Consider the following 3,554-nt stretch of genomic DNA (forward strand, 5'->3'; position numbering starts at 1 on the left):
ATGCCAGATGGTGCGCTCCATATGGCCATAAAGCTCTTGGCCCGACAGACGCATCAGATCCTGCTCAGCCCCCGTGGCCTCAGCCATCTCCTGAGCAATCGGCGACTCGTCGTAACGGGCGTCATCGAATCCGATCGTGAACGCCTTCACCGGTGCCTGGCTGACGGCTGACGCCAAACCGAGAATCGAACAACTGTCGATGCCACCGGAGAGATAACAGCCCACAGGCACGTCGGCCACCATGCGCAGCTCGACAGCCTCCAGCAAAGCCGCACGAACTGCAGCGATGTGGTCGGCCTCCGTGAGGCGGCGATCGCGCTGATCCTGACGCGGAAAGTCGACATCCCAGTAGGTCGACTCCGACACCTCCAGCCGCCCGTTCGCACGTTGCACTTTCAGCACATGGCCGGGCTTCACCTGGTGCACCCCAGCAAACGCAGTGGTTCCAGGAACCATGGTCTGCATCAGCTGATGGAACAGACCTTCTGAGGTAAAGCGCCGCTCCACCGCCGGATGCGCGAACAGCACCTTCAACTCGGAACCAAACACCAGGCCCTCAGGCGTCATCACCCAGTACTGCGGTTTGATGCCGAAGCGATCCCGCACCAGGTAAAGGCAGTCCTCCGAGCGATCAAACAATGCGAAGGCAAATTCCCCGCGCAACAAGGGCAGAGTCGCCTCCAACCCCTGGCGTTGATAAAGCCGGAGCAAAATCTCGGAATCGCTCTTGCTGTTGAAGCGCACCCCCTGGGCGGTGAGGTCCGCTCTGATGCGCTGAAAGTCGTAGAACTCACCGTTATGCGCCATCAGCACCTCACCGTCATCGGTAAGAAAGGGCTGACGCCCCCTTGACTCGTTCAGATCGATGATCGAGAGGCGGGCATGGCAGAAGCCAACACCAGCCTGATCAACCACCTCCACACCAAAGCCATCGGGCCCACGATGGGCCTGGATCGCCGCCATGTTGACCAGCAGCTGGCGGTCCACCGTCTGACGACGGTCTGCATTGAAAACACCTCCGATTCCGCACATAACGCTCGCTCAGACGACATCCATGACGCGTTCGGCCCGGTTCACCATGCAGGTGAGCAGTGCCATCCGCAGGAAGACAGCTCCCCTGGCCTGGCTGAAGTACCAGTTGTGGGGTGTGTCATCCAGGCAGGTGCTCAGTTCCGCTCCCCGTGCCAAGGGGTGGAGCACGATCGCTTCAGGCTTGAACGGCATGTCGCGGGTGAGGCGAAATCCGCCACCGTGCACTTCATAGGTATCGCCAACCCAGGCGATGGCGTTGATGTAAATGACATCCAAATCGGGCACTTCAGCCTGAAGATCGGTGCTGCAGCGCACCTTCATGCCGCCAGCTTCGAGCTCCTCCAACTGCCCTGGGTCAAACAGCTGCAGATCCGACTCCAACCCGGGAGCATGGATCACCACCACCTCATCGACGGTCTGCGGAAATTTGGCCAGGATCCTCAGCAGTGAGCGAACCGTTCGCATCCGCGATGGAATCCCGACGATTCCGATGCGAATCCGATCAGCAGCAGCCACCTCAACTTCAGCGAGCTTGGGCCGCCACTTGAAGATCGTGTACAGATCCGCCATCGCCTGCGTCGGATGTTCATCAATGCCGTTGCCGGCATTGATGATGGGAATCCGCAGGGTTGACGTCATCGCATAAACAGCACCGGGATCGCTGTCCCTTAGCACCACGCAATCGCCGTAGTTGTTGAACATGTGGGCGACATCTTCCAGAGACTCGCCCTTGGCAATCCCCGTGGTTGCCCTGTCGGTGATGTTGATCGAGCTGCCACCAAGACGATGCCAAGCACTGTCAAAAGACAGGCGGGTGCGGGTGCTCGGCTCATAAAACGCGTTGATCAGAATCTTGCCGGTCAGGGGCGTGTTGTGTCGGCAATACCGATCTGGATTGCTCTCGAACTTCGCCGCCAGCCGAAACACCTGCAACAAGGCCTCGGGGCGAAACGGTTGGATCGACACCACATGCTGATTCACCAGATCCAGCAACGGCTCTCCGTCCTCGGCAATCGCAGCCAGCAGCTCCTGGGGTTGGTTCTGCCCATAGACATCGGGACCCATCGGCTGAAACCGAATCTGTACCGACGTGGCGTCCACAACTGCTGAATTGGCCTGTGCCATAGCGGGATCGGATCAACACTCTGCTTGCCAAACCGAGTGCTAAAGCCAGGAACTACATCTTTTACCGGTAACAACAACAACACCCCTTCGTCCACGAAGAAGCAGCTTCTTAAGCAAAGATCCCGAAAAAATGTTCAGCTGGTTACTAACACTTGCAGCCGTCACCACACACGACCGTTCCGCCACTCAACCCACCAAATCAGTAGCAGCATGAACACAGACAGCACCAAGGCAAGCTGACTGGCCACCAGCAGAAACTGAAAGCCGGAGAGTCCAACAACGCTGGCCATCAAAGGAAGACTTTGAATCATCCCTCCTCCTGCAACAAGGTGAAGTCAAACCGTTCCGGCCACGTGCGACTGCCGATCAACATCACGAGCGCTGACACGGCCGCCGAAAACACAGCGGCGCAGTAAGGCGCTATCAGCACATAGGCGAGCAGACCAACAACGCTGCCGGCGAGCATGGCCGCAATGGCAGCCGTGCGATTGGCCGTGCGCCAGTACAGGCCGCACGCCACAGGCCAGACCGTGGAAGCCACCAGGGCCCCGGTGAAGAACAACACCGACGCCAAAGAATCCAGCCGCGGCCAGGACAGCGCCAGGGTAACGACCGCCAACCCCACCACCATCAGCCGCGCCGCCTGCTTCAGCTGCAGGTCACTGGCCTGGGGCCGCAACAGGCGGAAGTACACATCCTCCGCCAGAAGATCAGCGGTGGATGCCAGCAGCGAATCCAGGGTGGAGGTGAGCGAGGCAAACACCACCACGAACACCAGAGCAGCGCCGCCGGCTCCGAGCAGATCAGCTGCCATCACTGGGAACACCATGTTCACCTGCTCGAGAGGCAACTCACGCGCCAAGGCCACCAGGCCGATGGAGCCCGTCACCATCGGCACGCTCATCCAGGCGACCCCCCCCAAAACAAATGAGGTCATCACCACCGAGCGACGGCTTGCGAAAACCCGAGACCACCAGATGTTGTTGTGAAACACCTCGCCCATTGAAAAGAGGGCGGAATTCCACGCGATCAACAATCCCGCCGGTAGCAGCAAATCGAGCCGATCGGGATGCCGGGCGAGCAACGAGGCATGCACCTCGGGCATCGGGAATTGCCGGAAGGCGAGCACCGCCACCACCGCCAGCAGCACCATGATCAAGAGCGACTGGATGAAATCGGTGCCGATCACGGCCCGCATCCCGCCGAACAGGGTGTAAAGCGTGGCGACACCAATAACCACCACCATCCCCACGTGGTAATTGAAGCCTGAAAGGGCCTGCAGCAGCAGTCCGGCACCCATCGCCTGGGTCATCAGAAATCCCAGGGTGTAAATAGCGGTGATCACCATGAACACCCACCACGCCAGACGCCCGTAACGCAACCGAATGAAATCGCCG

At 59.6% G+C, this 3,554-nt stretch carries 4 protein-coding genes; all 4 read right to left on the minus strand.

The annotated features are described in order from the left end of the window. The coding region (gene asnB / locus ACGVKB_RS08065; RefSeq protein WP_392350919.1) for an asparagine synthase (glutamine-hydrolyzing) at positions 1-1,032 on the minus strand (1,032 nt) is incomplete at its 3' end. A gap of 9 nt (positions 1,033-1,041) precedes the next feature. Continuing rightward, positions 1,042-2,157, minus strand: a complete 1,116-nt coding sequence (locus tag ACGVKB_RS08070) for an aspartate carbamoyltransferase (protein ID WP_392350921.1) — start codon at positions 2,155-2,157, stop codon at positions 1,042-1,044. A gap of 161 nt (positions 2,158-2,318) precedes the next feature. After that, positions 2,319-2,447: a hypothetical protein gene (locus ACGVKB_RS08075; protein ID WP_392350923.1), complete on the minus strand. Its 129-nt coding sequence runs from the start codon at positions 2,445-2,447 to the stop codon at positions 2,319-2,321. Positions 2,448-2,464: 17 nt separating this feature from the next. Then, the coding region (locus tag ACGVKB_RS08080; protein WP_392350925.1) for an urea transporter at positions 2,465-3,554 on the minus strand (1,090 nt) is incomplete at its 5' end.

The sequence above is a fragment of the Parasynechococcus sp. genome (assembly GCF_042954325.1).
In the GTDB taxonomy this organism is placed as follows: Bacteria; Cyanobacteriota; Cyanobacteriia; order PCC-6307; family Cyanobiaceae; genus Parasynechococcus.